General features: G+C 56.2%; 2 rRNA genes. Both read left to right on the forward strand.

Annotated features, from left to right (window positions below):
* Positions 1–353 (forward strand): 16S ribosomal RNA (locus tag ACFQRJ_RS00005); the annotation flags it as partial.
* 369 nt (positions 354–722) lie between these two features.
* Positions 723–3785 (forward strand): 23S ribosomal RNA (locus ACFQRJ_RS00010).
* Positions 3786–3861 lie beyond the last annotated feature (76 nt).

Here is a 3861-nt window from a genome sequence, read left to right on the forward strand (position 1 = left end):
GACGTCAAATCATCATGCCCCTTATGTCTTGGGCTTCAAGCATGCTACAATGGTCGGTACAATGGGTTGCGAAGCTGTGAGGTGGAGCGAATCCCAAAAAGCCGGCCTCAGTTCGGATTGGGGTCTGCAACTCGACCCCATGAAGTCGGAGTCGCTAGTAATCGCAGATCAGCAACGCTGCGGTGAATACGTTCCCGGGCCTTGTACACACCGCCCGTCAAGTCACGAAAGTCGGTAACACCCGAAGCCGGTGGCCCATCCTTGTGAGGGAGCCGTCGAAGGTGGGATCGGTGATTGGGACTAAGTCGTAACAAGGTAGCCGTACCGGAAGGTGCGGCTGGATCACCTCCTTTCTAAGGAGCATCACCAGTAATTGGTGGCCATCTTCTCGCCCGAGTGTGGTGGGGGTGGTTGCTCAAGGGTGGAACATCAACGAATGGGCACTTCATCATCGTGTGAGTCGCTGGTACGTTCCCTTCGGGGTTCTGGAGCGTGGCTTGCGGGGTGGTTCGAGGTGGAGACACGCTATTGGGTTGTGAGGCTGCACGCGGCCTCCGGTCCGGGTCCTTCGGGGTCCGGGGTGCCGGGGGTGTGTGGCTGGTCCTCCCTGATGCTTGTGGCCGTGGTGGCTGTGGGTGTCGGTGTGGGGTTGTTTCTTGAGAACTACATAGTGGACGCGAGCATCTTGTAAGCAATTTTGAAGATTTTGTGTCTTTGTGTGTTGCCTAAGTTATTAAGGGCGCACGGTGGATGCCTTGGCAAGAGGAGCCGACGAAGGACGTGGGAGTCTGCGAAAAGCCTCGGGGAGTTGACAACCGAACTGTGATCCGAGGATGTCCGAATGGGGAAACCCGCCGCGAGTCATGTCGCGGTACCCGCCACTGAATGTATAGGTGGTGTGGAGGGAACGCGGGGAAGTGAAACATCTCAGTACCCGCAGGAAGAGAAAACAAATAGTGATTCCGTGAGTAGTGGCGAGCGAAAGCGGAGGAGGCTAAACCTGGTCTGTGTGATACCCGGCAGGGGTTGCAGGTCAGGGGTTGTGGGACGTGTCTGGTCCGTCTGCCGGCGGACCGACGTGGACGTGTGCTGGTAGTCGAAGTCGTGGTGAGTGCGACGGCGTAGAGGGTGTGACCCCCGTAGACGAAACTGGCATGCGGCGTGACGCTGTTCCCGAGTAGCACCGGGCCCGTGAAATCCGGTGTGAATCTGCCAGGACCACCTGGTAAGCCTGAATACTACCTCTTGACCGATAGCGGACAAGTACCGTGAGGGAAAGGTGAAAAGCACCCCGGGAGGGGAGTGAAATAGTACCTGAAACCGTGTGCCTACAAGCCGTCGGAGCCTTTTTGGGGTGACGGCGTGCCTTTTGAAGAATGAGCCTGCGAGTTAGTGGTCGGTGGCGAGGTTAACCCGTGTGGGGTAGCCGTAGCGAAAGCGAGTCTGAACGGGGCGTTCAGTCGCCGGCTCTAGACCCGAAGCGAAGTGATCTATCCATGGGCAGTGTGAAGCGCGGGTAAGACCGCGTGGAGGCGCGAACCCACTTCAGTTGAAAATGGAGGGGATGACCTGTGGATAGGGGTGAAAGGCCAATCAAACTTCGTGATAGCTGGTTCTCCCCGAAATGCATTTAGGTGCAGCGTTGCGTGTTTCGTGCCGGAGGTAGAGCACTGGATAGGCGATGGGCCCCACCGGGTTACTGACCTTAGCCAAACTCCGAATGCCGGTACGTGAGAGCGCAGCAGTGAGACTGTGGGGGATAAGCTTCATGGTCGAGAGGGAAACAGCCCAGAACATCAGCTAAGGCCCCTAAGCGTGTGCTAAGTGGAAAAGGATGTGGAGTTGCTTAGACAACCAGGAGGTTGGCTTAGAAGCAGCCACCCTTGAAAGAGTGCGTAATAGCTCACTGGTCAAGTGATTCTGCGCCGACAATTTAGCGGGGCTCAAGCACACCGCCGAAGCTGTGTCATTCAGATGTATGTCTGGATGGGTAGGGGAGCGTCGTACAGACTGCGAAGCCGCGGGGTGACCCAGTGGTGGAGGCTGTACGAGTGAGAATGCAGGCATGAGTAGCGAAAGACGGGTGAGAAACCCGTCCGCCGATTGATCAAGGGTTCCAGGGCCAGGTTTATCCGCCCTGGGTTAGTCGGGACCTAAGGCGAGGCCGACAGGCGTAGTCGATGGACATCGGGTTGATATTCCCGAACCGATCGTAGGAGGACCCATACCGAGGCAGCTGATGCTAACCACCCGAGCTGTCGCCATGCCCTTCGGGGTGTGGCTGATGATGAGGCTGGGAACCAAGGCTGTAGTAGGTCAGCGCAGGGGATGACGCAGAGAGGTAGCTTCCGCGGACTTAATGGAATAGTCCGTCCAAACGAGCAGCCCGAGCACCGGTAATGCGGTGCCGTATTGGGTGAGACGTGATGGGGATCCCGTAGGGGCGAAGGTGAGTGATCCTGTACTGCCTAGAAAAGTTCCGGCGTGACGAATACGGTCGCCCGTACCCGAAACCGACTCAGGTGATCAGGTAGAGAATACCGAGGCGTTCGAGAGAATCGTGGTTAAGGAACTCGGCAAAATGCCCCCGTAACTTCGGGAGAAGGGGGGCCCGAGAGGTGAGAGCCTTGAGGGCCGCAGAGACCAGGGAGAAGCGACTGTTTACTAAAAACACAGGTCCGTGCGAAGTTGTAAAACGCTGTATACGGACTGACGCCTGCCCGGTGCTGGAAGGTTAAGAGGACCGGTTAGATCTTCGGATCGAAGCTGAGAATTTAAGCCCCAGTAAACGGCGGTGGTAACTATAACCATCCTAAGGTAGCGAAATTCCTTGTCGGGTAAGTTCCGACCTGCACGAATGGCGTAACGACTTCTCCACTGTCTCAACCGCGAACTCGGCGAAATTGCATTACGAGTAAAGATGCTCGTTACGCGCAGCAGGACGGAAAGACCCCGGGACCTTTACTACAGTTTGATATTGGTGTTCGGGACGGCTTGTGTAGGATAGGTGGGAGACTGGGAAGCATTCACGCCAGTGAGTGTGGAGTCATTGTTGAAATACCACTCTGGTCGTTCTGGATTCCTAACCTCGGTCCGTGATCCGGATCAGGGACAGTGTCTGATGGGTAGTTTAACTGGGGCGGTTGCCTCCTAAAGAGTAACGGAGGCGCTCAAAGGTTCCCTCAGCCTGGTTGGCAATCAGGTGTTGAGTGTAAGTGCACAAGGGAGCTTGACTGCGAGACAGACATGTCGGGCAGGTGCGAAAGCAGGAACTAGTGATCCGGCACCTCATTGTGGAATGGGTGTCGCTCAACGGATAAAAGGTACCCCGGGGATAACAGGCTGATCTTGCCCAAGAGCTCATATCGACGGCATGGTTTGGCACCTCGATGTCGGCTCGTCGCATCCTGGGGCTGGAGTTGGTCCCAAGGGTTAGGCTGTTCGCCTATTAAAGCGGTACGCGAGCTGGGTTTAGAACGTCGTGAGACAGTTCGGTCCCTATCCGCTGCGCGCGTTGGATATTTGAGAAGTCCTGTCCCTAGTACGAGAGGACCGGGATGGACTGACCTCTGGTGTGCCAGTTGTTCTGCCAAGAGCATGGCTGGTTGGCTACGTCGGGAAGGGATAACCGCTGAAAGCATCTAAGCGGGAAGCCTGCTTCAAGATGAGATATCCATACACTTTTGTGTGAGAGGCCCCCAGTAGATGACTGGGTTGATAGGCCAGATGTGGAAGCACGGCAACGTGTGGAGCTGACTGGTACTAATGGCCGATGACTTATCAACACATTTTTTGGTTGTTTGCTGTGTTCGCGTCCACTGTGTGGTTCTGAAGAGACAACCCCGCCATGTGCCCCGGTTT

This window comes from Brachybacterium sp. GCM10030252 (assembly GCF_042666535.1).
Taxonomy (GTDB): Bacteria; Actinomycetota; Actinomycetes; order Actinomycetales; family Dermabacteraceae; genus Brachybacterium.